The organism is Candidatus Omnitrophota bacterium (assembly GCA_041653595.1).
GTDB lineage: Bacteria > Omnitrophota > Gorgyraeia > Pluralincolimonadales > Pluralincolimonadaceae > Pluralincolimonas.
Genome location: JBAZFB010000004.1, coordinates 87,006 through 113,929, shown reverse-complemented (window position 1 = coordinate 113,929; position 26,924 = coordinate 87,006). Strand labels below are relative to the sequence as shown.

General features: G+C 51.8%; 25 protein-coding genes. 7 read left to right on the top strand and 18 right to left on the bottom strand.

The genetic code is table 11. From position 1 onward, the window contains the following. The 6 genes from WC317_03035 to WC317_03010 form a co-directional block, all read left to right on the top strand. The coding region (locus WC317_03035) for a WbqC family protein (protein MFA5339108.1) at positions 1-375 on the top strand (375 nt) is incomplete at its 5' end. Next, on the top strand, positions 341-955 hold the full coding sequence (locus WC317_03030; GenBank protein MFA5339107.1) for a PIG-L deacetylase family protein: 615 nt from the start codon (positions 341-343) through the stop codon (positions 953-955). The genes WC317_03035 and WC317_03030, both read left to right, overlap by 35 nt. After that, positions 952-1,971: an MraY family glycosyltransferase gene (locus WC317_03025; protein ID MFA5339106.1), complete on the top strand. Its 1,020-nt coding sequence runs from the start codon at positions 952-954 to the stop codon at positions 1,969-1,971. Before WC317_03030 ends, WC317_03025 begins: the two co-directional genes overlap by 4 nt. A gap of 2 nt (positions 1,972-1,973) precedes the next feature. Further along, positions 1,974-2,789, top strand: a complete 816-nt coding sequence (locus WC317_03020; GenBank protein ID MFA5339105.1) for an AAA family ATPase — start codon at positions 1,974-1,976, stop codon at positions 2,787-2,789. Then, positions 2,786-3,934, top strand: coding sequence for an HD domain-containing phosphohydrolase (locus WC317_03015; protein ID MFA5339104.1), 1,149 nt, complete (start codon positions 2,786-2,788; stop codon positions 3,932-3,934). Before WC317_03020 ends, WC317_03015 begins: the two co-directional genes overlap by 4 nt. Before the next feature lie 17 nt (positions 3,935-3,951). Beyond that, positions 3,952-4,134, top strand: a complete 183-nt coding sequence (locus tag WC317_03010) for a hypothetical protein (protein ID MFA5339103.1) — start codon at positions 3,952-3,954, stop codon at positions 4,132-4,134. 46 nt (positions 4,135-4,180) lie between these two features. Here WC317_03010 and WC317_03005 read toward each other — a convergent pair whose 3' ends face one another. The 17 genes from WC317_03005 to WC317_02925 form a co-directional block, all read right to left on the bottom strand. Next, positions 4,181-4,366: a hypothetical protein gene (locus tag WC317_03005; GenBank protein MFA5339102.1), complete on the bottom strand. Its 186-nt coding sequence runs from the start codon at positions 4,364-4,366 to the stop codon at positions 4,181-4,183. Then, complete coding sequence (locus WC317_03000; protein MFA5339101.1) at positions 4,359-4,700, bottom strand: hypothetical protein; 342 nt, start codon at positions 4,698-4,700, stop codon at positions 4,359-4,361. The genes WC317_03005 and WC317_03000 overlap by 8 nt, the downstream gene beginning before the upstream one ends. 4 nt (positions 4,701-4,704) lie before the next feature. Further along, positions 4,705-5,481 carry a class I SAM-dependent methyltransferase gene (locus WC317_02995; protein MFA5339100.1) on the bottom strand — a complete coding sequence of 259 codons (777 nt, stop codon included), beginning with the start codon at positions 5,479-5,481 and terminating at the stop codon, positions 4,705-4,707. Then, entirely contained in the window at positions 5,478-6,491 is a 1,014-nt protein-coding gene (locus WC317_02990; GenBank protein ID MFA5339099.1) for an ATP-grasp domain-containing protein, read from the bottom strand. The genes WC317_02995 and WC317_02990 overlap by 4 nt, the downstream gene beginning before the upstream one ends. A gap of 11 nt (positions 6,492-6,502) precedes the next feature. After that, a complete protein-coding gene (locus WC317_02985; protein ID MFA5339098.1) occupies positions 6,503-7,084 on the bottom strand; it encodes a carbohydrate binding domain-containing protein in 582 nt (193 codons plus the stop codon). 80 nt (positions 7,085-7,164) lie between these two features. Beyond that, on the bottom strand, positions 7,165-8,316 hold the full coding sequence (locus tag WC317_02980; protein ID MFA5339097.1) for a carbohydrate ABC transporter permease: 1,152 nt from the start codon (positions 8,314-8,316) through the stop codon (positions 7,165-7,167). Positions 8,317-8,320: 4 nt separating this feature from the next. Then, positions 8,321-9,205 (bottom strand): sugar ABC transporter permease, encoded by an 885-nt coding sequence (locus tag WC317_02975; protein MFA5339096.1) that lies wholly within the window; start codon positions 9,203-9,205, stop codon positions 8,321-8,323. Next, positions 9,202-10,599 carry an ABC transporter substrate-binding protein gene (locus WC317_02970; GenBank protein ID MFA5339095.1) on the bottom strand — a complete coding sequence of 466 codons (1,398 nt, stop codon included), beginning with the start codon at positions 10,597-10,599 and terminating at the stop codon, positions 9,202-9,204. The genes WC317_02975 and WC317_02970 overlap by 4 nt, the downstream gene beginning before the upstream one ends. Positions 10,600-10,609: 10 nt before the next feature. Then, positions 10,610-12,979, bottom strand: coding sequence for a glycosyl transferase family 36 (locus tag WC317_02965; GenBank protein MFA5339094.1), 2,370 nt, complete (start codon positions 12,977-12,979; stop codon positions 10,610-10,612). Between the two features lie 9 nt (positions 12,980-12,988). After that, a complete protein-coding gene (locus WC317_02960) occupies positions 12,989-14,287 on the bottom strand; it encodes a sugar ABC transporter substrate-binding protein (protein MFA5339093.1) in 1,299 nt (432 codons plus the stop codon). Between the two features lie 18 nt (positions 14,288-14,305). Beyond that, positions 14,306-15,541, bottom strand: a complete 1,236-nt coding sequence (locus tag WC317_02955; GenBank protein MFA5339092.1) for an ROK family transcriptional regulator — start codon at positions 15,539-15,541, stop codon at positions 14,306-14,308. A gap of 15 nt (positions 15,542-15,556) precedes the next feature. Beyond that, positions 15,557-17,491 carry a glucoamylase family protein gene (locus tag WC317_02950; protein MFA5339091.1) on the bottom strand — a complete coding sequence of 645 codons (1,935 nt, stop codon included), beginning with the start codon at positions 17,489-17,491 and terminating at the stop codon, positions 15,557-15,559. 11 nt (positions 17,492-17,502) lie between these two features. After that, complete coding sequence (locus WC317_02945) at positions 17,503-19,911, bottom strand: beta-galactosidase (protein MFA5339090.1); 2,409 nt, start codon at positions 19,909-19,911, stop codon at positions 17,503-17,505. A gap of 6 nt (positions 19,912-19,917) precedes the next feature. Further along, the gene (locus tag WC317_02940) at positions 19,918-20,595 is read right to left on the bottom strand and encodes a carbohydrate binding domain-containing protein (protein ID MFA5339089.1); all 678 of its coding nucleotides are present in this window, start codon (positions 20,593-20,595) and stop codon (positions 19,918-19,920) included. A gap of 93 nt (positions 20,596-20,688) precedes the next feature. Then, positions 20,689-21,420, bottom strand: a complete 732-nt coding sequence (locus WC317_02935; protein ID MFA5339088.1) for a GAF domain-containing protein — start codon at positions 21,418-21,420, stop codon at positions 20,689-20,691. After that, on the bottom strand, positions 21,417-22,757 hold the full coding sequence (locus tag WC317_02930) for a glutamine synthetase family protein (protein MFA5339087.1): 1,341 nt from the start codon (positions 22,755-22,757) through the stop codon (positions 21,417-21,419). The genes WC317_02935 and WC317_02930 overlap by 4 nt, the downstream gene beginning before the upstream one ends. A gap of 15 nt (positions 22,758-22,772) precedes the next feature. Next, on the bottom strand, positions 22,773-24,485 hold the full coding sequence (locus WC317_02925; protein ID MFA5339086.1) for an NAD+ synthase: 1,713 nt from the start codon (positions 24,483-24,485) through the stop codon (positions 22,773-22,775). A 148-nt stretch (positions 24,486-24,633) separates the two neighbouring features. Here WC317_02925 and WC317_02920 point away from each other — a divergent pair, with 148 nt between their 5' ends. After that, positions 24,634-25,413, top strand: coding sequence for a hypothetical protein (locus tag WC317_02920; GenBank protein MFA5339085.1), 780 nt, complete (start codon positions 24,634-24,636; stop codon positions 25,411-25,413). A 28-nt stretch (positions 25,414-25,441) separates the two neighbouring features. Here the strand turns inward: WC317_02920 and glnA are convergent, their stop codons facing one another. Next, positions 25,442-26,857: a type I glutamate--ammonia ligase gene (gene glnA / locus WC317_02915; protein MFA5339084.1), complete on the bottom strand. Its 1,416-nt coding sequence runs from the start codon at positions 26,855-26,857 to the stop codon at positions 25,442-25,444. Between the last annotated feature and the right edge of the window lie 67 nt (positions 26,858-26,924).

Here is a 26,924-nt window from a genome sequence, read left to right as displayed (position 1 = left end):
GACCTGAACGTCTTCATAACAAAATATATACTGAGTTACCTGGGGATCGAGCGAAAGATATATTTTGCCTCTCACTTGAAGATCGACGGCAACAGCACAGACAGGCTGATCAACATATGCAAATGCTTGAACGCCGACGCGTACCTGTCCGGGACCGGCGCATATGATTATATAGACGCGGCAAAATTCGCCAAAGAGAGGATCAGGCTCAATTTCCAGAATTTCATGCATCCGGCGTATCGCCAATTATACTCCCCTTTCATACCGTATATGTCTATAATGGACCTGATCTTTAACTACGGGCAAAAAAGCCTGTCTATACTCTCAGGAAAACTCGAACATGAATATATTAGCGATCGGGGCGCATCCGGATGACATCGAATTCGGCTGCGGCGGCGCGTTAACAAAATATTCCAAAGCCGGGCACAAGATTTGCCTTTTGATCTTAAGCAGGGGCGAGGCGGGCGGAAACCCCGGATTAAGGACGAAAGAGCAGGAGGAAGCGGCGAAACTCCTGAAGGCAAAAAAGGTCTACTGGGGAGATTTCCCCGACGCGATGATCCCCGAAGGACAACCGCTTATCTCCTTTATCGAGGATATACTCGATAAAACTAACCCCGACATCGTCTTCACCTGTTATCCGGATGACATTCACCAGGACCATAGAAATGTCGGGAAAGCGAGCCTTGCGGCAGCCCGATTCATAAAAAATGTCCTCCATTATGAATTACCGGGCAGCCAGGGCCTAGACCCCAATATTTTCATAGACATAAGCGACACGCTGAACGCCAAGATAAAACTGCTAAGGTCCCACCATTCCCAGATCAAAAAAACGCCTAACCATAATTCAAACATTTTAGGGACCGTAAGGTCCTGGGCGGCCTTCAGGGGAGCTCAGGCAAGGGTAAAATACGCGGAAGGTTTCAAGTCCCACCGGCTGTTGCTAAAGATATGAAACCGCTGATCCTGTTATTGATCTCTTTTTTGAGCGCCCTTATCTTAACCCCCATTGCGAAATCAATTGCCCGACGTTTTAAGATACTAGACCTTCCGAACAAGAGAAAAATCCACAAAGCGCCTGTGCCCCTGCTGGGCGGAGCCGTGATCTGGCTCTCTTTTTTGATCGCGATTTTATATGCGGGGCCGCGGCAGAGTGAAATAAAAGGGCTGGTTCTAGGCGGAAGTCTGGTTTTTCTCGTCGGGCTGATCGACGATATAAAAGGGTTATCCGCGTTATTCAGGCTCATAATCCAGATAATAGCATCGGCGATAATCATAAAATCCGGCGTCTGCCTGTCGTTTCTTCCTCCCACTTTATGGGGCGATATGGCGGAAGTATCGCTGACGGTATTTTGGGTCGTCGGCATAACGAATGCCCTGAATTTCCTGGACGGCCTGGACGGCCTGGCGACGGGAGTCAGCGCGATAGCTTTGACCTGTTTTTTGATTATCGGGATATTGACCGGGCAGCCGGTCGTTATCGCATTGACATTGGCCGCCTTAGGCAGTTGTCTGGGATTTTTAACGTATAATTTGAGGCCTGCCAATATTTTTTTAGGCGACGCCGGCAGCAACTTCCTGGGCTTTATTTTGGCCTGTTTTGCTATTTTAGGGGACTGGGCATACAATAATACGGTGGCGCTTGTTGTGCCCGTCTTGATCTTGGGCGTCCCGATCTTCGACGTGATCTTCACGACGGTCATGCGGGTCAAGAGCGGAGAGGTAAAAAACCTGAAGGAATGGCTGGAGTATACCGGGAAGGACCACTTCCACCATCGCCTCCTGGACATGGGTTTCAATCCTTTGATGGCAACGGTATTTATCTATTTCGTAAGCTTATCCTTCGGGATCAGCGCAATTGTTCTATTGAAAGCTCCCTTGATTCATGCTATACTGCTCCTGGTGCAGATATCTATAATCTTTACCCTCATTGCTGCTTTAATGGTCGTCGGTAAAAAGGCGACGAGGTAACGATGTACGAGGAATATTGGAAGCTTAAAGAAAAACCCTTCGAGAACGTTCCTGACCCGCGTTTTTTATACCATTCCCCGAAACATGAAGAAGCTCTTATGCGCATGTTCTACGCCGTAAGAGAAAGAAAAGGCGCCGCCTTGCTTACGGGCGAATACGGAAGCGGAAAAACTATTTTAAGCCGCGTGCTTATCTCGGAACTCACCAAGAAAGACTCCCGGTATAAAGTCGCTTTGATCGTAAACCCAAAACTTTCTCCCCGGGATTTCCTGAGAGAGATCTTATTTCAGATTGAAGGCACCGATATAAACGGCGGCAAACTGCAGCTGCTCCACATGTTAAATGAAAAATTATATGCCTCTTTAAATAACGACGTGGAGACGGTGATCATCATCGATGAGGCCCAGGCGATCGATAGGCCCGAGGTCTTTGAGGAATTGAGATTGCTGCTTAATTTCCAGTTAAACAACAGATTCCTTCTTACCCTTGTTCTCGTCGGCCAACCGGAACTTAAAGAGAAGGTTTACAAGATCCCCCAACTTGAACAACGGCTCGCCATAAGATATCATCTGAATAAATTAGATTATGAAGAGACGAAGCAGTATATCATCCATCGCTGCACGATAGCCGGCGGAGAAAATGAGATCTTTACCGATAGCGCCTGTAAGGTCATCTATGAAGCCTCCGAAGGGATCCCGAGACGCGTAAATAACCTCTGCGATATGGGGTTGATAGTGGGGATGATGGCCAAAGCGCCAAACGTGGATGAAAAAGTCATGCAGGAAGTAGCTGAGGACTTCGGCGTCGTAAGAAGATGATACGACTTTCAGACTTAATAAAGCTTACGCAAAAAATTTCAAAGAAACCTGAGCCTCCGAAAGCACCGGCTGAAGATAAAAAAGAGGAGCCGGCAGAAAAACAAGAGGAGAAAAAGACGGAGCAATCTTACCTTAAACTCGCGCAGGCGATAAAGGAGATGGACCGCAAAGAATCCAAAAAGGAAGAACCGACCTACCAGGTCCAGATCTCAAAAGCGATAAATAAGATGAAGGAAGACAAAGAAGAGTCTTTTCTGATTTACGAGGAAGCGCATAACCTTATAAAAGATATCTTTAATAAGGTAAAAAACGACGAGTCGTTTGATTGCGAGCAAGTGGTCCTCGTGATCAGGAAGATGGTAGACCAGATCTGTTTAGGCGGACACGAGTTAACGGTGCTAACAAGCAGATGCTCGCCCGAGAACTATCTGTGGTGCCACGCCGTGAACGCCTGCATCATCTCCCTTTTGATCGGGGCAACATTAGGTTATAACAAGTCTAAACTCCAGGAATTAGGGATCGCGTCATACCTTTACGATCTGGGGATGATCAAAGTCCTGGATCTGGTGGAAACCCCGAAACCGTTAAATGAAGCTGAATTCGATGAGGTCAAAAAACACCCCCGTTACTCTTCCGATATCCTGAAAGGGCCCAAAGAGGATATATTGCAGCTCGCTATCAAGATCGCCCGTCAAGTCCATGAAAGGGTCGACGGTTCGGGTTACCCCGACGGCATCAAAGGCGAAGATACCCATGAATATACGCAAATTATCGCGTTAGCGGATATGTACGAGGCGATGACGCACCCCCGGCCTTACAGGGACGGGTATTTCCCGCATGACGCGATCAAGGAAATATTAAGAAAATCAGAGCAGTTCTCGCCGTTAGTCATCAAAGCCTTGATAAAGCGCGTTAGCCTCTATCCCATCGGGACGTGGGTCAAATTAAACACCGACGAAGTCGGAAAAGTAGCGGAAGTCCACGAAGATTATCTCCTGCGTCCGGTCGTAAATGTAGTCTTCGATATAAACGGAAGGAGGTTAGACGAGGTAAAGTCGATCGATCTCGCAAGCCAGCAAAGCATTTATATAAAAGAGAGCGTCGACCTTTCGAAATTGGCGTTTAAATTAGATACAGGTAAATAAATATTGGAGGGTGAGCGATGAAGAATTTAGCCGTTGTATCAATAATTGCGGGAATACTCAGTTTCGCGGTCGGAATTTATTCACGATTGATCCTTAAACCCGTTTACGGCCTTGAGACAAGGGCCTTCATCGGATTTGCAGCCGTCTGCCTTCTGCTTGCCATCGCCCTAGCGACATTGAATTTATTCGGTAAGAAATAGAACCCGGGATCGGGGACGGCCCCGCTAAGCGAAGAAGCGTTCCTTTTTATAATGCCGGGGATTGAAATTCCCCTTTTATCTTTTCATTCACTATCTTGCACAATTCGAAGTTGCCGCAGGAGGAACAGCAATAGCTCTTCGCTCCCCTCGCCAGGCTATCCAGGCGGGTCCTGCAATCCCAGAAGATCTTGCACTGGACGCAGCAATCGAACTTCTTCGTCCCGTCATTCATTATATCTGGCCAGGTTCTTCCCGTCAAAATAGAGATACTGCGTCTTTGTAAGATAGCCCTCATCCACCGGCAGGCCGCTCATCCTCCCGTAATATGTCCATCTCTCCTTCGCGTTGCCCCATTTGCCGGTATTGTCGAATTCCTTCAAGTCCGGTTCTCCCCACTGCGCAAGGACCTGGTCTTTAGTAAGGCCGGCCCTTAGCATAGAGGTGCCGAACGGGTGTTCGATTATCTGTTTGGGGGACGGAGGTTCTATGCCCGCGCAACCGGTAAGACAGACTAAAACAGCGGATAAAACAGCGAAAACAAAACACCTTAAAAGTCTCTTTGGCATCTCCTTACCTCCGTTTTTTGAGGACCAGGTTTGTCCTTAATGATTTAATATTATAGCCTTCTTTAGATTTAAAGTCAAAATTATAAAATTTTTCCTTCAATTCAAATGATCCGCCCTTCCCTGCGAGCTCCCTGAACTCGGCGAAGAGCAGTGCCCTGGTCTTGGCCCTCGAGGTCACGGTAGAATTGACCGAGGGGCCGGTCACTTTAAATATAAGCTCGTCATCAAAGGTCTTCTCCTCCGGGTTAAAAGTCTCCCCGTGCTGGACATATCTCGCGTCTACGCGGATATTACCGCGCTCCTGGGTCCAGCAAAGGTCCTCCCATCCACCGATACGGTCATCCTCCGGCATCCAGAGGTCTATGATATAAAGCCCGCCGTCCTCAAGCGAAGCGGCGACGGACCTTAGGTGGCGCAGTATGTCTTCGTCGGTCAGCAGGTACCGGAACGAATCGAGCATGCAGATCGCGCATCCGAACTTGCGGCCCGTATCAAATCCCTTCATGTCCGTCTGTGCGCATTTTACGTCGAGGCCTTCGGCCGCGGCTTTCTTCAGGACAAAATCGACCATTTCTTTTCTCCCGTCTATACCCGCCGCTTCGTACCCGCGCCGCGCGAATTCCATAAGATGTATCCCGGTCCCGCAGGCTATATCAAGCACGGAACGGCCCTTCGCGCCCGAATATTTCTCTATGCACCGCTCTATGAAATCGCATTCCGGCCTCCTGTCCCAGTCGTAGGCGACGTCGCAGAAGCCCGGATGCGAATACGCGTCTTTCATCGCAGTCCGCACCTGTCCAAAGCGGCCGCGAACATCATGTTTATCATCCTCTCATAAGTGATGCCCATAAGTTCCGCGACCATGGAAAAATAGTCGTCCCGCGCCAGGGACGGGAGCGGGTTGATCTCGAGCATATAAACCTGCTTTTTCCGGTCAACGCGGAAATCTATCCTGGCGAAATCCCTGCACTCCAGCCCATTGAAGGCCTTAAGCGCAAATCTCTTTATCCTCTCCTCGAGTCCCGCGTCTATACCCATAATATCCCTGTATTTTAGTTCCCGCTTATCCATGAATGAACTATCCTGCTTGTCTGCGCAGGTCTTATCGAAAATATGGCTGCTCAATCCGGTTTCGATCTCCACGTGGCGCTGCACGACCGGAAGGACGACGGGATCCCGGTTCCCTATTATCCCGACGGTAAACTCCCATCCGTCGATAAATTCCTCGACCAGGGCCGGCTGCCCGTATTTCCTGATTATTTCATCCGTTTGCTTCTCGAGAGATGATATATTCCGGACCACCGAACCGGGGCCTATCCCCTTGGCCGAGCCCTCGTATCGAGGCTTTACTATAAACGGGAACTTTAATCCTTTGGGCACGGCGGCCCTGCCGCCTTTAACGCATTCGAAATATGCCGGCGTCGGGATCCCGTGATACATGAATATTTTTTTTGAGATTACCTTATCGAGAGAGACGGAAAGCGTGAGCGCGTCGGAACCTGCGTAAGGTATGCCGGCGATGTCGAGGAGCACCGGGACTTCGGATTCGCGGTTCCTCCCGGAGATACCCTCGGCTATATTAAAGATTATGTCGAATTTCAGGGAGGATAATCCGGAGAGGAGGCGCTTGGATGAACCTATGCGTATCGCCTTGTTACCGCCCGAATTAAGGGCCTCCACGACAGCGGAGATAGTCTCTTCGCTGTCGTGTTCGGCCCATAGATCGCTCGGAGAACCTTTGGGGACTTTGCGGGACTTAATATCAAATGTCAACCCGACAAGGAGCCCCATTACTTCATGTCTTACTTGACGAACGCTATATCGTCTATATAGATCGTCCCCTGCTTCTTCGCTGCGCAGGTCATATCGTCGAATACGATGACGAACTCGGTCATGGAGGTAAGGTCCGTCAGGCCCGCTAACTTGTTAAGCGGAACTACTATCTCCTGCCAGTCCTTTGTGACGTTGGTGATCAGGTATTTACCTACCTCTCCCTTGGAATTCTTGACCTCAAGCTTTACCTTGGGGGAGAAACCGGCTGTCTCATCGCCCTTGATCCAGAAACTGAGCTTGTCATACTTGGAGACATCGGTGTCCTGGAGCTTCATCCAGAAGCCGTTGTAGGCCGGGTTCGGCGAATCGACATCGTAATCCAGGCGGACGGAGAAACCCTTGGTGCCGTGCATGACGCTCCCATCGAAGTCCATCTTGCAGCCCTGGGTCGCGTCGGCCTCGTCCTTGTTCCAGGCGCCGAAATCGCCGCCTATGTTGTTTGGCTTGGTCCCAGAATCAAAATCGGCTATGACGAGAGTTGCAGCGAAGGCCTGCCCCGCAAAAAGCAACACTATCGCCATCGCGGTTAACGCTAAATACACCTTCTTCATCTGAACCTCCTCCTTTCCTTTCTTATACCGTTAGATTCTACACTAACCATACGCCCATTTCAAGCCTAAATACGGCTTCCTTATTCCTTCAGCCCCGTCAGAGCCACTCCCTGTATGAATGTCTTCTGCGCGAAGAAGAACATGACCAATATGGGCAATATGACCATCGCCGAGGCGGCCATCAGCAAGTGCCATTCCGTCCCGCCATGCTGGCTCTGGAATACCTGCAACCCCAGGGAGAGCGTATATGTATCCTTGTTGGTGAGGAATATCAACGGCCCCATAAAGTCGTTCCAGGCATAAAGGAAATGGAACAGGGCCACGACCGTCAGGGCGGGCTTCGAGAGCGGAAGTATTATGCGCCAGAAGATCTCAAATTCGTTACACCCGTCCACCCTCGCGGCATCGGTAAGGTCGCGCGGTATCGTCATGAAAAATTGTTTCAGCAGGAATATATTGAACGCTGTGCCGAATACATACGGGAACCAAAGCGGCTGCAAAGTGCCTATCCACCCGAATGCCTTGAATACGCCGTAAAGGGGGACCATTAAAACGGCAAAAGGTATCATCATCGATGAAAGCGTGAGCATGAATATAAAATCCCTTCCTTTCCAGCGTATCCTGGCGAAGCCGTAAGCGACAAGGGCGCTGGTAAACGTCGTCCCTATCACGCCTAATATGCACACTATAAGCGTGTTCTTCGCATAGTTCAGGAACGGGATCTTAACAAAAACATCGAGGTAATTCCTTAGCCAAAATTTTACCTTCTCGATTATCTTCTCCGGCGGGACGAAAGTCCAGTATGGTTCGGTCTTTTCGTATTGCGCCGGCAGTTTTTCTATGACCTGTATCCATCCGGGCTGCACTTCCTTTTCGATATCGACGGGATAATAACCCTGGACGACCTTGTCGGCTATCTGGACCTGAAGGAGGGCTTTGCCGTCTTTTAACTGTGAGTTAGGAACGAATAAACGCTCCCCTTCCCTCGGCCCCTCTTTTACGGTTAAGATCGCGCCGGCCTCATGCGTTACAATACCCTTTTTTACTTCAAGCTTTTTTCCGGCGCTCTCTATATAATAGGTTTTGGGTATCCAGGTGGGCGGCATAGTCATCGTCTGCTCTACCGGCTTGAGGGACGTGACCATGACCCACGCAAAAGGAAGCGCGAAAACGACCGAGCAGGCGGTCAAAGCCAGGTACGTAATGAACTTTATGCCTTTACCTTGGGGCATGCCGTCAACCTCCGTGGTAATAGACGCTCTCTTTGGAGATGCGCTGAACGAGCATCGTCAATATAAGTATCACAACGAACAATATCCATGCCATCGCGCTCGCGTAACCCATGCGAAGATCCTCGAAGGCCGTCTGATAAAGGTATAGCGCGTAAAAAGTCGTCGAACGCTGCGGCCCTCCGCCTGTCATTATATAAGCCTGGGAAAATATCTGGAAACCCCCTATGATGGCCATTATCACGTTAAAATATATAACGGGCGATATCATCGGTATCGTTATATTCCAAAGTTTATCGAACCAATTCGCCCCGTCGAGGTCTGCCGCCTCGATAAGCGCGACCGGCACGTCCTGCAGGCCGGCAAGATAGATGACTATCGTCTGGCCGAGCCCCCAGAGGCTCATGATTATGATGGCCGGTTTAGCGAAGTTCACGTCCATAAGCCAGTTCGGGGGGTTCGGGATCCCCATCTTTATCAGGAAATTATTAAGGAGCCCGTACTCGCCGTTAAATATCCACATCCAGAGTATCGAACCGGCGACCATAGGGACGAGCGACGGCACAAAGAATATCATCCTGTAAAAAGCCATCCCCCTTACTTTCGTGTTGAGCAGCATCGCCAATGAAAGCGATGCCACAAAACCGAGCGGTATCATGAATATGACAAAATAAAATGTGTTCCACAGGGATTTCCAGAATATCGGATCGGTCAAAAGGTCCTTATAATTGAGCAGGCCGATGAAGCGCGGAGGCTGGATCACCGAATAATAACAAAAACTGTAGCAAAAGGACGCTACGACCGGATATATGACAAATATCGAGAAGCCGATAAGCCAGGGGGAGGTAAAAAGAATGCCTTTTATGAATTCCCTTTTTTCTTCTTTGGTCATCTCTTCTCCCCTGACCTCTTTGACATCTCCAGCTCCCTCTCCAGCCTTTTCTGCATTGTTTTATTGACGTCCGAAAGGATCTTCTTCGGCTCGGCCTTCAGGTCCCTTGTCATCTCATACGCAAAATTCAGCTCGCGCAGATACTCCTGCCATATGACCATCTTCGGGGTAATGAACGCGTTCGGGCTTTCGGCCAACGCCCTGAAGACGCGTATATACGGGTTTTTATGCCTGGCGTAGAAATCTTCGCTTACATTTTTAAGCGGCGTAAATTTCCTCTGCCCCTCGCACAGCAATTCCATCGCCTCCTGCGTATTTACAAAACTTATAAATTTAAACGCTTCGTCCGGATGCCTCGCGCCCCTCGGTATAACGAGGATGTCGGCTTCGGCATAAGTGACGTCTTTCAGCTTTCCTCCATCCGAGGGGAACGGCGCCGCAGCCCAATCCATCCCTGTCGCATATTTGTCGATAAAATTATACATCCATACTCCCTCCCTCACCATCGCGACTTTTGAAGAAAGGAAGGCGTTCTGAGGTGAAGAGAATGCGCCGAAGCTGCTTGAAAATCTCTTTATGTTTTCTACGCCGTATTTCTCGGAATAGGACCTTATCCATTCGTAGGCCTTGACATTCCCCGGCCCGTCCGCGGTAACCTTCTCCTTGCCGTCCCACAGCTTCCCCCCGAACCAATAGCCCCACGACCATGGCCACCATCCGGGCTCGGATGGCAGGAAACCCATTTGTATAATCATACCCTGACCGAGAAGATTCTTATAATTCGTCCTGGTCTTTAACTCATAAAATGATACGGCTTTATCCTGGCCCGGCAGCTTGATGAGTGTAAGCTTCTCCGCCATCTCGTCGAATTCCTGGATCGATGAGGGAGGTACGTTTGGGTCCAGGCCGGCTTCCCTGAAAAGCCTTTTGTTCCAGTGCAGCGCGACTGAAGCCGGAGTAGACGGGAGGCCCCACATCTTTCCCTTGTACCTGCAAATCTCCCAGAAGACAGGAATGTAACGATCCTCTGTTATAGCGGCCTCGCGCAAATGATCATCTATAGGAAGGAGCGCCCCTTTTTCGGCGTAAGTAGTGACGATCCAGGTCCAGACCCCGGCGACATCAGGCGGGTTGCCTCCGGCCACGGCGGTAAGCAATCGCCTGTCGATCTCGCTTACCGCGCTCATCTCCACCCGGATCATCTTTCCGTCTTTATTCCTGAATTTCCTTGAATTAAAAAGGTCGATGACCGCCTGCATCGCGTCCGCCTCAAAGCCGGACCACTTTTCCCAATAAGTCACTTTTACCGTGTCGGAATTTTGTTCTTTGTCGGCGCAACCGGCCGATTGGAAGGCTAAAAACGTGGCGAACAGGAAAACAACAAGTTTTTTCATTAACTCTCTCTTAAAGAGTCACTTCCACCAGGTGGACCTTATTGTCTTTGAGGGGCGGCACGATATTGCTGTCCAGTTTTTTGCCGTCCAGCTTTATCTCTTTTACGCCGTGCGAGACGTGCGCCGCGTTGGAAACGATGATCTTATAGACGGCTCCCCTGAACTTGCGCGTCATATCGAACCCGTTCCATTCCTTGGGAATGCACGGGTCTATAAGCAGCCCTTCGGGGACCGGCCTGACGCCGAGAAGCCAGTTTGTCGCGACCCTGCAAAGCCAGGCCGCCGAACCGGTATACCATGTCCAGCTTCCCCTCCCGTAATTTACGGAATCAGGGCCGTCGGTGTTGCCCGGCGTGACATACGGCTCAGCCTTGTAATGGTCGATATCTTTACTCCTGTTAGGAGGGCATATCTTGCTGTAAAGGTCGTATGCGGTATCCGCGTCCTTGCGCAAACATTCGGCGATGACAGCCCAGGTCGCGGCGTGGGTATAGACCCCTCCGTTCTCCCTCACTCCGGCCGCGTAGCGGCTGATATAACCTATCTTCTGGTTCGGCTCGGAGAACGCGGGGTAAAGGAGTATGGCGCCGTAGTCCCTGTAAATATATTTCGAGCAGGAAGCCAGGGCCTTCTTTATCCGTTCTTCGGTGCCTGTGCCGGCGATGACAGCCCAGGCCTGCGCGTTAAGGAAGATCTTCCCTTCTTTGCATTTTGAGCTCCCCACCAGAGAACCGTCGTCGCAGGTCGCGCGCCAGTACCATTCGCCGTCCCAGGCGTATTTGTTGATCGCCTTCTTGAGGTCTTCGAATTTCCCGGCATATTTCTTCGCATCGGCCTTCCTGTTTACCTTCTTATCGGAGAGGACTTCCTCCGACCACCTCTTCAGGATATCCGCGAAGAAATGCGCCATCCAGATCGATTCGCCTTTAAATTTCACGCCTACGAAGTTCATGCCGTCGTTCCAGTCTCCCTCGCCGATGAGAGGAAGCCCGCGTTTCGAGAACCTCGACAGGACTTTCTTTATCGAGCGTTCGCAATGTTCAAGCAGGGTCGCGTTTCCGCCGTCCACGAATTTGACCTTCTGTTTCAGGATGCCGAAGTCCGCGGTCTCTTCTATATAACTTATGGTCACGAATACGAGCCAGAGCAGGTCGTCTACCTTGTTCGTCTTGGGGCCCCATTCGGCGAGCGTGTGCCACCAGTGATATACCGTGCCGTCCTTGAACTGGTGCGCCGCGTGCAAAAGTATCTGTTTCTTCGTGAGCGAAGTGTCCAAGGGAAGGAATATCTGGCTGTCCTGAAGCTGGTCCCTGAAACCGTACGCGCCGCTCGACTGGTAGTAGGCGCAGCGGGCCCAGATCCTGCCGGATATCGCCTGATATTTAAGCCACGTATTTGTCATCAGGTTAAGCGCGTCGTCCGGCGTCTTTACCGTAAGGCCGGAGAGCATGCCGCCCCAGTATTTCTTGACTTCGGTTAGCGCGACATTCACGTTATTGACGTCAAAATATTTCTTTATTATCTTCGCGTCTTTGGCCTTGCCCTGGCTGAGGCCGAGAATGAAGATGATATCCTTGCTCTCGCCGGGGTTTAAGCTCACGTTTAGATGGAGGCTGGCTATCGAGTCATTCCACCTGCCGGTGGTATTGGTAAGAATGCCTTTCTCGACCGCGAGCGGGTCGGCGAGGGTCCTGTACATCCCGATAAAATTCTCCTTCTCTCCTTCGTAGAACTCGGGCTCGACCGACGAGGCGAAGAATGCCGTGCACGGGTACTCGCTGATTATCGAACCGGGCAGCATCAGCTGTTTCCTCTTTTCGCCGTAAAGGGCGTGGAGGCCCTTTTCATACGAAGTGCCTATAAAGGTCTTATGGAACTCCCGGTGAGTATCGTCCTTATTGCCTAGAAGCCATTCGAAATACGAAAAAAGCGATAACGGCCTTATGACGCCGGATTCGTTCTTTAAAGTGACCTTCCATATCTCGACCGGCTCATCGCGCGGTACAAAGACGGTCATTGAGGAGGCTATGCCCTTGTATTTATTCGAAAGGATGGTATAGCCTATGCCGTGCCGGCATTCGTAACTGTCGAAATCGCGGCAGACCGGCTTCCACCCCAAGGACCAGAAGTCCCCGCTATCCCTGTCTTTTATATATAGGTATTTTCCCCACTCGTCTTTTACCAGGTCCTGTTCCCACCGTGTCAGCCTGGCGAGATTCGAGTTCTCCCACCACGAGAAACCCGAACCGGTCTGGGATATCACCAGTGAATACGAGCCGTTGGAGATAACGTTAACCCACGGACGCGGGGTATCGGGCCTGGTTATGACATATTCCTTGCCGTCATCGGTGAAATAACCATAGTCGGTCTGGAATTTCATCTCGTCTTTCTATCTTCCTTCTTTTAATAGTTCGTTAGCCTTAGGCACTATCGCGTTTACCGCTTCCTTTACCGGTTTAAGGCCGTTGAACACGAGGTCGAACTCCGGATTTATATACTTCTCGCGGATCTCCCGCCACTTGAAGTTAAACGGGTCGTATACGCAGTATGTAACCGCTTCGTTGAGCATCTTCTTGTTGAGCGGAGGCTTGTTGCTGCCGGCGAAATGTTCGCCCTCCGCTATCTTCTTGTTGGCCGGCTGGGCCAGCCCTGACTCGGCAAGCATTATCTGGCCTTCATCGCCGCTTAACGCCTTCAGGACTTCCCATGCCTGCTCCGGATATTTGGTCGTCTTGAGTATGCCGTATGCGGTCCCGCCGGTCGCGAATTTCCTTATCCCCTTCGGGCTCTTGGGGAACATAGCGACGTCCCAGTCAAAATCCTTCACCTTCCTGACAATAGGCGTCTCCCATATCCCCGAATGGAACATCGCGACCCTCTGCATCATGAACATCTGGATGACGCCGAGGCCGAGGTTGCGGAACGTGTTAGATGTGGGCGAAACCTTGTATTTGAGTGAGAGGTCGACCAGGAACTGCAATCCTTCCATCGATTCCGGGGAATTCATCAGGCATTTGGTGGGATGCTTCACGTCATCGACTATCCTGCCGCCTTCCGAAAGGATGAAGTTAGGCCACATATCGCTGTAAAAACCGTATTGGACAACCTTGCCGTCTTTATCCACCTTGGTCAGCTTCTTCGCCTTGTCCAGGAGATCGTTCCAGTCCCAGTCATCCGTGGGATAAGGCAGGCCCGCTTCATCGAAAAGTTTCTTATTATAATAGACGCACGCGAACGGCGCGGTATCCCTCGGGATGCCGAGGATCTTGCCGTCGACGGTGTACCTGTCCACGACCTCGGGGAAGAAATCCCCGAGATTGAACGATTTGTCCTTATCCACAAAAGGTTTGAGGTCAAGGAAGACGTCCTTATCGGCGAAAGATACGAACATGTTCACTTCCGAGGCGATGATATCGGGCGCCGACCTCCCTGCGATCTCGGTCAGTATCTTGCTGACATAGCTCCCGAAAGGTATATGCTCCAATTTTACCTGGATATCCGGGTGGGTCTTCTGCCAGTTCTTTAGCATCTCGGTGATTATCCCTATCTCTTCCGGGCTTCCCCAGAAAGCGACTTTCACCGGCACTTTCTTGGGTTTTCTCGTCCCTTCGCCGGGACCGCAACCCGTTACCTGCAACGCGAAAACCAGGATTACAAAAAACGCTAATAATCTGTTAAACCCTTTCATCTCCGCGCCTCCTGCGTTTTAGGCATTCATGAATATCCTCTGCAAGACGAGGCAGGCCGCGCCCATCGCGACGGCATTTCCCCCGAGCCTTGCAGGCACTATTTTTAAATTCCTTATATTCTCTTCGCGCGCCCAAGAATGGACGGTCCTCTTCGCCGAATCCATAAATACCGAGCCGGCCTGCTCGACTCCCCCGCCGATCACTACCACCTCCGGATTGAGGAGATTTACGAGGAACGCTATCTTCTTGCCGAGCTGGCCTCCGGCATCCTCCAACAGCTCGTTGGCGAGCTTGTCGCCCGCCTTGGACGCCTCTATCACCGTATTAAGGCTTATCTTGCCGGGATCGTTGCCGGCCAATTCGAATATCCTCGATTTCGACCCCTTCTTCATCGCTTCCCTGGCGTAATACCCGATGCCGAGGTCGAGCTCCCACGTGCCGAGCGAGAGGGACTCGCGCCTTCTGGCTTCCGGGTCCGGCACGGATGTATTGAAGATCCCCACTTCCCCGGCCGAGCCGTTCGACCCGCGGTATATCTGCCCGTTTATTATCAGCCCGCAGCCGACGCCGGTGTACATGTATATCATGTCTCTGATCTCCGACTCGAAGCCGAACCAGCGCTCGCCGAAGACGGCGCACGCCGCGTCATGCTCTACCAGGGTCGGTATATCGAATTCCTTTTCAAATATATCCTTGAGAGATACCCCTGATATGGATACCATCGAAAGGCCCATCGCGCCGAGCCACCTTATCGTCTGGCCCTCGACATCGATGACGCCGGGTATGCCTATGCCAAGCCCCTTTATCTTCTCAGGCTCGATCTTCGATTTCGCGAGGATCTCCTCGACCGTCTCGACGAGTTTTCCGATTATCGCCTCGCTGTTATCGGCCGGGCGGTCTTTCTTTACCTCGCAGATTACCTGCATCTTGGGATCGACCAGGATGCCGACGATGTTCAGCGCCGTCAACCCCACGCCGATCATGTAGCCGAATTTCGGGTTGAGCTCGACGGGCGTCGGACGGCGCCCGCCGGTAGAGACGTCAAAACCCTTTTCGACCGCCAGCCCGCCTTCTATGAATTCATTTATGTAATTGGAGATCGTGACGATATTGAGGCCGGTCTGGCGCGAGATCTCGGTCCTCGATATGGGGCCGTGCTTGACGACAAGCTCGAGTATGGAGAGGTTCTTCCTCTGTTTGTCCGACAGGATCCTGTCCGTCGACAATATGCCGTTCGCCTTGGTGGTCCTCATGGCTCGATCCTCTCTCTATTCGAAAAAATTCTCGTTTAAGAGTTTTTCGGTCTTCCTGGCTACCGGGTCCTTGTGGAAACGTTCCCTTATTGCGCCGTTATTGAGGTAATTATCTATTGAAGGGAGTATCATGCCCTGGTCGAGCGCGAGATATTTATACGAGACCCTGCCGTTCTTCACGTTTACGGCGTCATACATCCCGAACTCGCCGTATATATTGTAATAATAGAGAAGCCTCCTGATATCCGAGATGGCCTCTTCCGGCGCGAAAGTAAGGGACAGGAATACCACGTGGGGCGTTACCACGCCTTCGTCTTTATATCCCTTGAAGCCTATTCCGGCGACGCCGAATTCGGTATAGCCTCCGTAACTGCCGTCAGGCGTCGAGCACGGGGAGAACCCCCAGGCATTATATCCCTTCATCTTAGCCATGGCGATATGGGCGTTGACGCCTTTCAAGTCGTTCAGTCCCAGCCCGTTAGGCGCCAGCTCTTTCTCTTTTACCATAAGTGAAGGCATCAGGAATTCGAAGAGGCTCCCGCCCCAGCTCGGGACGATCTTTTCCCCGTTATGGGTGTAATAACCCTGGAAATATTTGACGCCTGATTTCTTGACCCATTTACCCTCGGGCTTCTGCGACTGCCAGTCTATCTCCGGCGGGAAAGTCCTTGCCATCTTATACCAGTGCTCCTGCGGGACGTTCCCTTTCCCTATGGCGACCAGGCTCGTGAACCTCGCCTCGCCGTTCAGTTGGCCGTAATTATAAGGCGAATATTTTTCGGTATCCCCGTCATAGCCGAGGTTGAGCTGGCCGAGCTCTTTATTATAAAGGGCCGAGAAATCCATCTCATCCAGGAGTTTCGAGCAGCGCTTTCCGAGCTCTTTGTCGAACGCCTGCCTTGCTATGATGAGGCCGCCGGCAAACCAGCCGTTATCGACCGATGAGATATAGCGGCGCGTTACCTGCAGGTTCGTCGTAGAGTGGTAATTGTCCCATAGCCCGCGCCACCGCGGCATCTTCTCCATCACGTCGAGCGTATCCGATATCCTTTTAACCGCCTCTTCCCTCGTTATGAATTTAAGGTCGAATGCCGCCACTATATTTATGAAATAAAGGCCCGTATTCGTAGGCGAGGTATAATCGCCAATAGCCCTCTCCGGCGCCATCCCTATCCAGTCGAGCGGAAGGTGGCTCCTCTTATCGACGACGTTCTTGAAAAATCCCCACGTATCCTGCGCTATACCCATAAGCATCTGGTTGTCCGAGCTCGTAAGCAGGTCCCTCTTGCGCTCGTTCGCGAGGACCTTTTCGGGATAATAGGCCGTATTATCCTTTAACCCAAGGAAGAAGAGTTCCGGATCGCCGTAGAAAGATATATCGTCCAGGAAGATCTTCCCGCTTATCACGCTGGGTTCGCCCTTGAAGTCCAGGCTGAACTTTCTCATCTTGTTCGTGTCGATGGACGGGAACTTCTCTATCGGCACTTTTATCTCCTGCCAGTCGGTCACGGGCTTGATAGACCCCGAGAGGTTGACCTCATTCCTATTGCCGGCCTTATCTTCCAGCGCCAGCCAGAACTTTTCGGAACCTTCCGTGCACTTTATCCAGAACGATACGCCTTTTGCCGCGCTGATATCGAGTTCGTTGAGGTCGGTCGACCAGATAGCGTCCTCGCCTTTGGGGACGTAATATTCGATCTCGAGCGAATAGCCTTTTTCGCCGTGTTTTTCTTTTTTGCTGTATGCCGATTGGAGGAAAGAGGGTTTTTTGAAACTCATGGAAGGGAACCCGCCTATGCTGTTGGGGTCCTTGCCGCTGTCGAAATCCGCCGCGACTTTTATATCCGAATGCGGGGGTATCCTGACAACGACATCTTCCTGGGCGTTACAAGGGAGCGGAAAAAGAAGAGCAAAAGAAAGGACAAGAAATGCCGGTAATTTCCTCGCCACCTATATCTCCTTTAATTTAAGTTGATCTTCATCAGGACAGGGCCTTCATCGCTGTGTTTGAAGGGTATTATCGCCTCGCCTGACCTGTAGGAAAACTCGAGCTTCCTGCCGTCGGCGAAGACCTGCTTGGGCCTCTTTTTGATGGCCACCGTCAATTCGCCGCCGGATCCGGGCTGGCCGTGCAATTCCACGAATATGGAACCGCCTTTCTCGAAGGCGTTCAATATCTGCGACGTCGAGAAGATTATCCTCGCGGCGCTGCCGTGTATCTGGAAATTCACCGGTATGATAAGGCCGGTCAATCCCGCGAGCGTGAGCGGCGCTCCGTAAGGCATCTTCTTCTCCTCTTTCGTCACCGGGTCCGCGAAAATTATATGGCCCGATTCCGCTGTCCTGTAATAATTCGCGACGAAGAGGAGGGCGCGGCCTTCATCGAAGAATTCCTGGGCGACCATCCTGCCGTTCGTCGGGGACGCGTTCCCGCGGATATCGTCCATCTTCAATATGCGCGAATACGCGTCTATGCTCTCTTCCGTGGAATATCCGAACGCGGTCCCCAGGACCAGCGCCCAGCCGCCTCCGAAATGCTTGACGAACCCGCAGGTGCTGCCGTCCGGAAGGAGCGCCATCGGTTCGGCGTTGGGCTCGTTAAAGACCTCGATCGGGTTAAAGACCGATATCTCCTTGACGTCAAAAAAATCTATCGTCGGGGCGCGCGGGGAGACTTCTTCGGTCTCTCCTATTTTCAGGAATTGCCTAAGCACCTCGCACGGTTTGAGCGAGAGGTCGTATTTCGGGACCCTTGGCAGGATGACCAGGTGCCCGCCGTTCCCGACATAATTCGCCAGCAGTTTCTGCGATTCCGCGTCCATGTATTCGAGCGAGACGATCCACGCCTGCTTGTACTTTGCCAGGTCCTTCGGCTTGGTAAGCTCCATATCCAGGATATCGTAATCGCAATTCAGCATCTTGAGGATCTTCGCCATCCCCTCGTAAAAAATACTGTCCCTTATCGTCTTCGGGTTATAGCTCAGGCCCATCTTCTCAAGGTCGTAATTATGCGTAAGTTCGGTGTAGTAATAAGGCTTATAGAAGAGCAGCGCCACTTTCGAGTCGGCTTTCGCCCTGGAGGCGAGCGCGCCGAAAGCCGAGGCGAGCTTGCCGAAACGCCTGACGACCGGGTAGAGCGCGGTCTCCTTGCCGTCGTAATCCAGGGGCGTCTGCCAGTAAAAAGTAGGGCCGACCGCGGATTTGCCCTTGGGGTTCTTTCCCTGTGAGAACATGTAGAAATTCATACCTGCCGCGCCGTAGGCCAAGGCGGATTTGTAAAAAAGCTCCAGTTCGTCGGGATAAGTGACGACGTTATGCTCCCTTGTCCCCGCCTGCATCTCGGCGACGAAGGTCGGGCCGCGGTTCCCCTGTATCGCCCTGGTGAACTGTTGTATTATGGCCGCGTCGTGGAAATTCCTATAAGAGATATTCTCCGGTATATGGTCGACAGCAAGCATGACTTTCGGATAGAGCTTGGCCACATCCTGGTACATGGTTATATTCAGGGGGTACTCGACCGCGCGGCCCCATACCCATCCGGGCAGGTTGTGCGTGAACGGTATATGGATCCCGCTCTTGGTGACTTCCTTTAAAAGATGTTCCACGTACACCGCGTAATACCGGCGCCAGAAGAGGTGCCAATCGAGGTCGGCGGCAAGCTCGGTCAATTTAGCCGGATTTCCCTGCGGCGGGACGACCGAGGAGAAACTCTTGTATTTGGCCTTATAGAGGACATTCAGGCGGTTTATCTTCTTGTATTTTTCGGAGAGGAATTTCCTGTAATGGTCCAGCGAGACCGGGTTATGATCGGCCTCTTTATCAAGCCAGGTAAACACCCCTATCTCGTTACACAACTGCATCGAGAGTATTATCCCGCCGGATTTTGTTATCAAATTGTCTTTTATTATCGCGAGGATCTTGTCATACCATAACCTTGCATACTTCAGGTATACCGGGTGCATCAGCGTCACGCGGGCATGGCCGAAAGTCTTGCCTTCCCTGTTGAGCGCGAGTATCTCCGGATGCGAGGAGAGGAGCCACTGCGGTATGCCGTGGTCTAAGTATTCGGCGAGGATATAAGGGCCCGGCTTGACTATTAGATAAAGCCCGTTCTTCTTACATAGCTCTATAAAGCCGAGGAGGTTCCTCTGGGGATTCGTGTGGCCGGAGAAGTCGAACTTACCTTCTTCGTATTCGTGCCAATCCCAGGGGATATAAGTGCTTATAGTATTCAGGTTGGCGGCCTTGGCCTTCTTGAGGTGGGCGGCCCAGTTCTCCGGCCTTATCCTGAAATAATGGATCTCTCCCGAAAATACGTAAAAATCCTGCCCGCTTAACTTGAAGTTGTCTTCGGTAATTTTGAAATCCATGGGTATTTAGTCTTTCGCGAAGCCGATGTTGTCCATGTAGATCCTGCCGGTCTTCGGCCTCGATGCGGAATCCTCAAAGACGACGGTGAACTCGGTCAATTTGCTAAAATCCTTTATTCCGCCGAAACTCCGGAACGGCACCTCGACCGGCGCCCATGTCGGGCTTATCTGCGTCACGTAGTATTTGCCGACCTCGCCGTTCGCGTTCTTAAGCTCTATCTTAAATCTCGGGGGGTATCCTATCGTCGCGTCGCCTTTTACGTAAAAAACCAGTTTATCGTAAGGCGTCGCGTCGAAATTGTCCAATTTCATCCAGAAGCCGTTAAATGCAGGATTCGGGGAATCGACATCATAATCGAGCTGGAGGGAGAAACCTTCTTTCCCGTATCTCTCGTCGGAAGTAAAGGACTCCTTGCAGCCCTGGGTCGTGTCGTCCTGGTCCTTGTTCCACGCGCCGAAATCGCCGCCGAAATTGTTGGGCTTCTTGCCTGTATTGAAATCGGCTAAGATGATTTCCTTGATCTCCGGTTTAGCTTTCGCCTTAGGCGTTTCCACAACCGGCGCCGGGGCCGGGGCCGGGGTGACTTCTGTTTTTTCCGGAGCAGCTGCCTTTTTCTGGCCGCACGCAGGCAGGCATATAGCGGATAAAAACAAAATTCCCAAGACAAAAAGAACTCTTCTCATGTCAATCTCCTTTGTATTACGGATAAGATCTTTGGCTTACTTGTAAAAATCTTTTTTCGATTATATTATAAAATCTTATTAAAGTCAATAGGGCTACTTGCCCCGCTCCAGTTCGTTAGTCAGTATTATCGCCTCGGCGATCTGCTTCATCGTCTTGCGTAGGCTCATCGCCTGTTTTTGTATCTTCCTGAAGGCATCCTCCTCTGCCAGGCCCCTGCGCATAAGTATGCCCTTGGCCCGCTCTACCATCTTCCGGGTCTCAAGCTCTTCCTGTATTATCTTCGATTTGACCATCAGCTGGGCGTTCTCTATCGCCACGGCGGCCTGGTTGGCTACCGAGGTAAGGACGTTTATCTCGTTCCGGGTAAAGCTATGGGGAGTCGATGTGTAGACGTTCAGGACTCCGATGACCTTTCCCTTTACTATCATCGGCATCGAGAGGAGCGAGCAGAGTTTCTCGCTTTTGGCTATGTCCCTGTTCAGGTAACGCGGGTCCTCCCGGACGTCCGGCACCTGAATGGGCTTGCCTTCCTTGGCGACCTTACCGGCTATCCCGGTGCCTATCTTCATGTTGGTCTTTTTGTTGTAAGCCTCACTGACGCTCTGCGTGGCGCGGATGACCAATTCGCCCTTTTCCTCATCCACGAGCATCAATGAGCAGATATTGGAATTCATCACCTCGGCCGTCACCATTACGATAAGGCGCAGGACATCCTCTAAATAGAGGTTGGATGTTATCGTCTGGCTTATCTTTGATAACGCCTCTATCTGTTTCTCGTATGCCGGGCGCGATCTCGCGCTTTTAACCGCGGGTTTACGCGTCATAGTATCGCGAGGTATTCCTTTATCTCATAGTCGGTGACCCGGGCCCTGTACTTATCCCACTCGATCTTCTTGTTCTCGATAAATGAGCGGAAAGCGTGTTCGCCGAGGGCTTTCCTTACAACAGAGCTCTTCTCGGTTTCACATATAGCCTCATAGAGGTCGCCGGGCAACGGCCTTATCCCGCGCTTCGTCCTCTCTTCGGGAGTCAATTCAAAGACGTTCTCTTCGGTCGGCGGGATGAGTTCGTAATTCTTCTCGATGCCCTCAAGCCCTGCCGCGAGCATGACGCTGAAAGCCAGGTACGGGTTGCATGCCGGGTCCGGCGAACGGTACTCGATGCGCGTCGCCTTCTCTTTTCCGGGCTTGTATTCGGGTATCCTTACAAGCGTAGACCGGTTCCTCTTCGCCCAGGCGATGTAGACCGGCGCCTCGTAGCCCGGGACGAGCCTCTTATATGAGTTGACCCACTGGCTTGTGACCGAGGTTATCTCGCGGGAATGCTTGAGCAGTCCGGCGATATAATTCTTCGCGATCTTCGAGAGATGGTATTTGTCCTTCGCCTCGAAGAAGGCGTTCTTGTCACCCTTAAAAAGAGACTGGTGGACGTGCATTCCCGAGCCGTTCACCCCGTACATGGGTTTCGGCATGAATGTAGCGTAGTAACCGTAGCGCTGCGCAACCTCTTTTACGACGACGCGGTATGTCATAGCCGCGTCGGCCATCGTGAGCGCGTCCGTATATCTCAGGTCTATCTCGTGCTGGCTCGGCGCGACTTCGTGATGGCTGTATTCGACGCCAATGCCCATAGCCTCGAGCATGAGGACCGTATCCCGCCTCAGGTCTGAGGCCGGATCAGGCGGTATAAGGTCGAAATACCCGCCCGCATCGAGCGGCTCGGTGCCTTTATTATCCTTGAAATAGAAGAACTCGAGCTCGGGCCCGACGTAAAAAGTGAATCCGAGTTTCGCCGCGCGCTTCAGGTTCTGCTTCAATATATATCTCGGGTCCCCCTCGAAAGGCGAACCGTCCGGACGGACGATATCGCAGAACATCCTCGCGACGGCGAATTCATCCTTCGGCCTCCAGGGAAGAAGGACGAAAGTGCTGGGGTCGGGCCGCGCCATCATGTCCGACTCGTCTATGCGCGCGAAACCCTCGATAGAGGAACCGTCAAATCCCATACCCTCTTCGAGCGCCCCTTCGAGCTCCTCGACGGTTATCGCGAAGGATTTTACGAAACCGAGGATGTCGGCAAACCACAACCTGATGAACTTGACGTTGGCCTCTTTGGCCATCTTCAATACATATTCTTTATCTTTGACCGATCTGGCTGCCATCTGCATCTCCTTTCGTTAATATCTGTTCGTTATCGGGACCCTGCGGTCCTTCCCGAATGCCTTGGGGGTTATTTTGACGCCCGGCGGGCTCTGGCGCCTCTTATATTCGTTCTTGTCGACCCTCGAGATGACCTTCTTGACCGTCTTCGCGTCGAAACGCTGGGCGATGATCTCGCTCGCCGACCTGTCTTCTTCGACATATAACTTCAGGATATCGTCCAGCACGTGGTAAGGCGGAAGCGTATCCTGGTCTTTCTGGTTGGGTTTCAATTCGGCGGTCGGCGCCCTCTTTATCGTCGTTACCGGGATGACCTCCTTGCCGGCTACCGCGTTCCTGTATTCTGCCAACTGGTAAACGACGGTCTTCAGTACATCTTTTATGACCGCAAATCCCCCGGCCATATCGCCGTAGAGGGTGCAATAACCCGTCGACATCTCGCTCTTGTTCCCGGTCGTCAGGACGAGCCAGTTGAATTTATTCGAAAGCGCCATGAGGATGTTGCCGCGGATCCTCGCCTGCAGGTTCTCTTCGGTTATATCTGTCTTGGCGTCCTTGAATTCCTTCTTCAGCATCCGCGTATATGCCTGGTAGATGGTATTTATGGGTATGGCCGCCGTCTTTAGGCCCAAATTCTTCGCGACGGCTACGGCATCCGCGCGCGTCTCTTCCTTGGTATGCATGGACGGCATCGTGACCGCGGCGACGTTATCTTTTCCGAGCGCGTCGACGGCTATGCACGCGGTCAAGGCCGAATCTATCCCCCCGCTTACGCCGACGACCGCTTTCTTGAAGCCGTTCTTCGTCATATAATCCCTGGTGCCCAGGACAAGCGCCTTGTATATCTCCTCTATGCTGCCTAATTTTTCCAGGCGGCGCGGCGGGAAAGGCGGCCTTATCTTTACCTCGCATCTCTTCAGCGATAGTTCCTTGGCCCTGTAATTATTTACCGCCGGCTTCCTCTTTGGGGCCTTCCTGTATTTAAGGTATTCTTCGGGGTTGAGGTCGAAGAGCGCGATATCCTCCTCGAACTGCTTTCCGCGCGTTAAAACGCTGCCCTTCCATCCTATCACCATGCTCCCGCCGTCGAAGACGAGCTCATCCTGGCCGCCCACCATGTTATCGTAGATCACGATAGCGGCGGTCTGCTGGGCCCTCTCCACAAGCATCTTCTCGCGCGCCTGTATCTTGCCGGCGTGGTAAGGCGATGCCGAAATATTGATCATGACCTGCGCGCCCATGTCGACCGCCTCAAAGCTCGCGGGGCCGCAGCATTCCCAGATGTCCTCGCAGATGTTCAGCCCGATCTTGAGGCCTTCGAACTTGAAGGCAAAGGACTCGTTTCCGGGCTTGAAATAGCGTTTTTCGTCAAATACGCCGTAATTCGGGAGGAGTATCTTATGATATATGTGGATAAGTTCCTTGTCGCGGATAAGAGCGGCTGAATTGTACAGCCCATCCTTGCCTTTGTCGAGGCAGCCCACTATAACTATGATATTATCGGTCTTATGGACTATTTCGTTAAGCGCTTTCACGGCGTCATCCGCAAACTGGGGCTTAAGGAGGAGGTCTTCGGGCGGATAACCGGTTATGGCAAGCTCCGGGAGGATTACTATGTCGCAACCCAATGATCTTGCGTCACTTATGAACTTTATTATCTTCTCTTTGTTGCCCTGAAGGTCACCCACGGTGGGGTTCATTTGGGCTATGCCAAAGCGGATCGGATCCATTTTCACCTCGCTAATTTAGCCCCTTATTATATCAAATTTTTCCGAAAATGCAAGAAAAGATTTTTACCCCTTTTCCCAGGGTATACCAGTAAAAGTGCTTGCCTTCAAGGGGAAGTTTGGATACAATTTAACCATATAGGAGGCGATAATGAAAAAAACTCTGATCATATGCGCGGCGGTCGTATTGTTCGCGGTGAACGCTTGGGCGGATACGGTAACTTTCAGGTCCGGAAAGAAGATCGAGGGGAATATTAAGGCGATAACCAACGATACCATAACCGTCGATATTTACGGCGTTACCGAAATGACATACGACCTCGCCGAGATACAGGAGATAAACGGGCAGGCGGTGGAATTTAAGCCTGCCGCGCCGCCAAGCGAACCGCAGGAAGAAAAGATACCGGGCCCCTCGGGAGAAACCCCTGAAAACAAATTATCGGATAAAGAAAGTAAGGCTTTGCTAGCCGTCATAATAGCGTTTCTAATGGCATTTCTCGGCGTCATAATAATCGGTTCCCTGATCTATTACATCTACTTGGCCGTATGTCTTCAGGTCATCGCAGGGAAAACGGATACCCGAAACGGATGGATGGCCTGGATACCCATCGCGAACTTATTCCTGGCATGCAATATCGGGAATGTGCGGTATACCTGGCTGTTGCTGCTCCTTTCCGGGTTAATACCGCCGTTAGGGCCGTTATGCTACTTATTCCTCTTCGGTCTCCTCTGGTACAAGATCGCCTTGGCGCGCGGAAAGGAAGGATGGATCGGGATCATTACGGCTATTCCCGTCGCAGGGCTCTTCACGATGGGCTATCTGGCCTTCTCGAAAAAAGAAGAAGGGGCAGCTCCTGTGCCCAACATTGGGGGTGGGCAGCCAGCCAATCCTTTAGGAACCGCCCCTACTTATAAACCGCCTCTCGAATAACTGGTAGAGGACCCCCTCTACCATAAACTTAAATATCGAAATAGAGGTAGAACTCGTAAGGATGCGGACGCATCCTGACGGCATCTATCTCTTTCTTCCTCTTGAACTCAAGCCAAACATCTATTACATCCTTTGTGAACACCCCGCCTCTGAGCAGGTACTCGTGGTCCGCCTCCAAAGCGTCGATAGCCCTGCGCAAAGACGACGGGACCGTCGGTATCTTGGCCATCTCTTCCTCGCTTAATTCGAAGAGGTCCTTATCCGTCGGCTTGCCCGGATCGATCTTGTTGATTATTCCGTCCAACCCGGCCATGAGCATGGCGCTGAATGCGATGTAGCCGTTGCATGACGGGTCCGGAGGCCTGAACTCGATCCTCTTGGATTTCGGGCTGTCGCTGTACATCGGTATGCGGACAGCTGCCGAACGGTTGCGCGCCGAATAGACGAGGTTGACAGGCGCTTCATAACCCGGGACGAGCCTCTTGTACGAGTTTGTCGTCGGGGCGCAGAACGCCATGAGGCTGTTCGCGTGCTTTAACAGGCCGCCGATATAATACTTCGCGGTCTGGCTTAAGAGCGCGTAGCCGTTCTTGTCAAAGAAAAGGTTCGTGCCGTTCTTCCAAAGGCTCTGATGGCAATGCATGCCCGAGCCGTTATCCGCGAAGAGCGGTTTCGGCATGAACGTCGCGACCATACCGGCTTTTTTGGCCATGTTCTTTATGATGTATTTGTACATCAATAGGTTGTCGGCCATTTTGGTCAGCTTGTCGAACTTTATGTCTATCTCGCACTGGCCGGCTGTGGCGACTTCATGATGATGGACTTCAATGTTCACTCCCGCTTCCTTCATCTTGAGGATTATGCGGCTCCTTAAGTCCTGGAGCGAATCGTGCGGCGGGACCGGGAAATACCCTTCCTTGTAGCGTATCTTATATCCGAGGTTCGGGTCTTCTTTCTTGCCGGTGTTCCAGTCGCCCTCGACCGAGTCTATGAAGTAGTAACCCGAATTCTCGTTCTGGTCGAAGCGGATATCATTAAAGATAAAAAATTCGGCTTCGGGCCCGAAATATACGGAATCGGCTATGCCTGTATCCTTGAGGTACTTCTCCGCCTTCTTCGCGATATAACGCGGATCGCGGCTGTACGGTTTGCGGGTAAGCGGGTCGTAGATATCGCAGATGATGCTCAAGGTCGGGACTTCGCATACCGGATCGACGACCGCGGTAGACGGATCCGGTATCATGATCATGTCCGATTCCTGTATCTTCTGGAAACCGCGGATCGAGGAACCGTCAAACCCGATGCCGTCGACCCAGATGGAACGCGTTATATCGTCCATCTCCAGCAGTTCGGATGCCGGTATTGAGAAATGCTGCCACAGGCCCGGCAGGTCGTTGAACTTCAGGTCGATTATGTCGATCTTCTTGTCTTTGATGAGTTTCATCACGTCGCGCGCGGCCTTCTCATTGAACGAGCCGTTCGCGAGCGGATTCTTCGTCTTCACTTCCGCT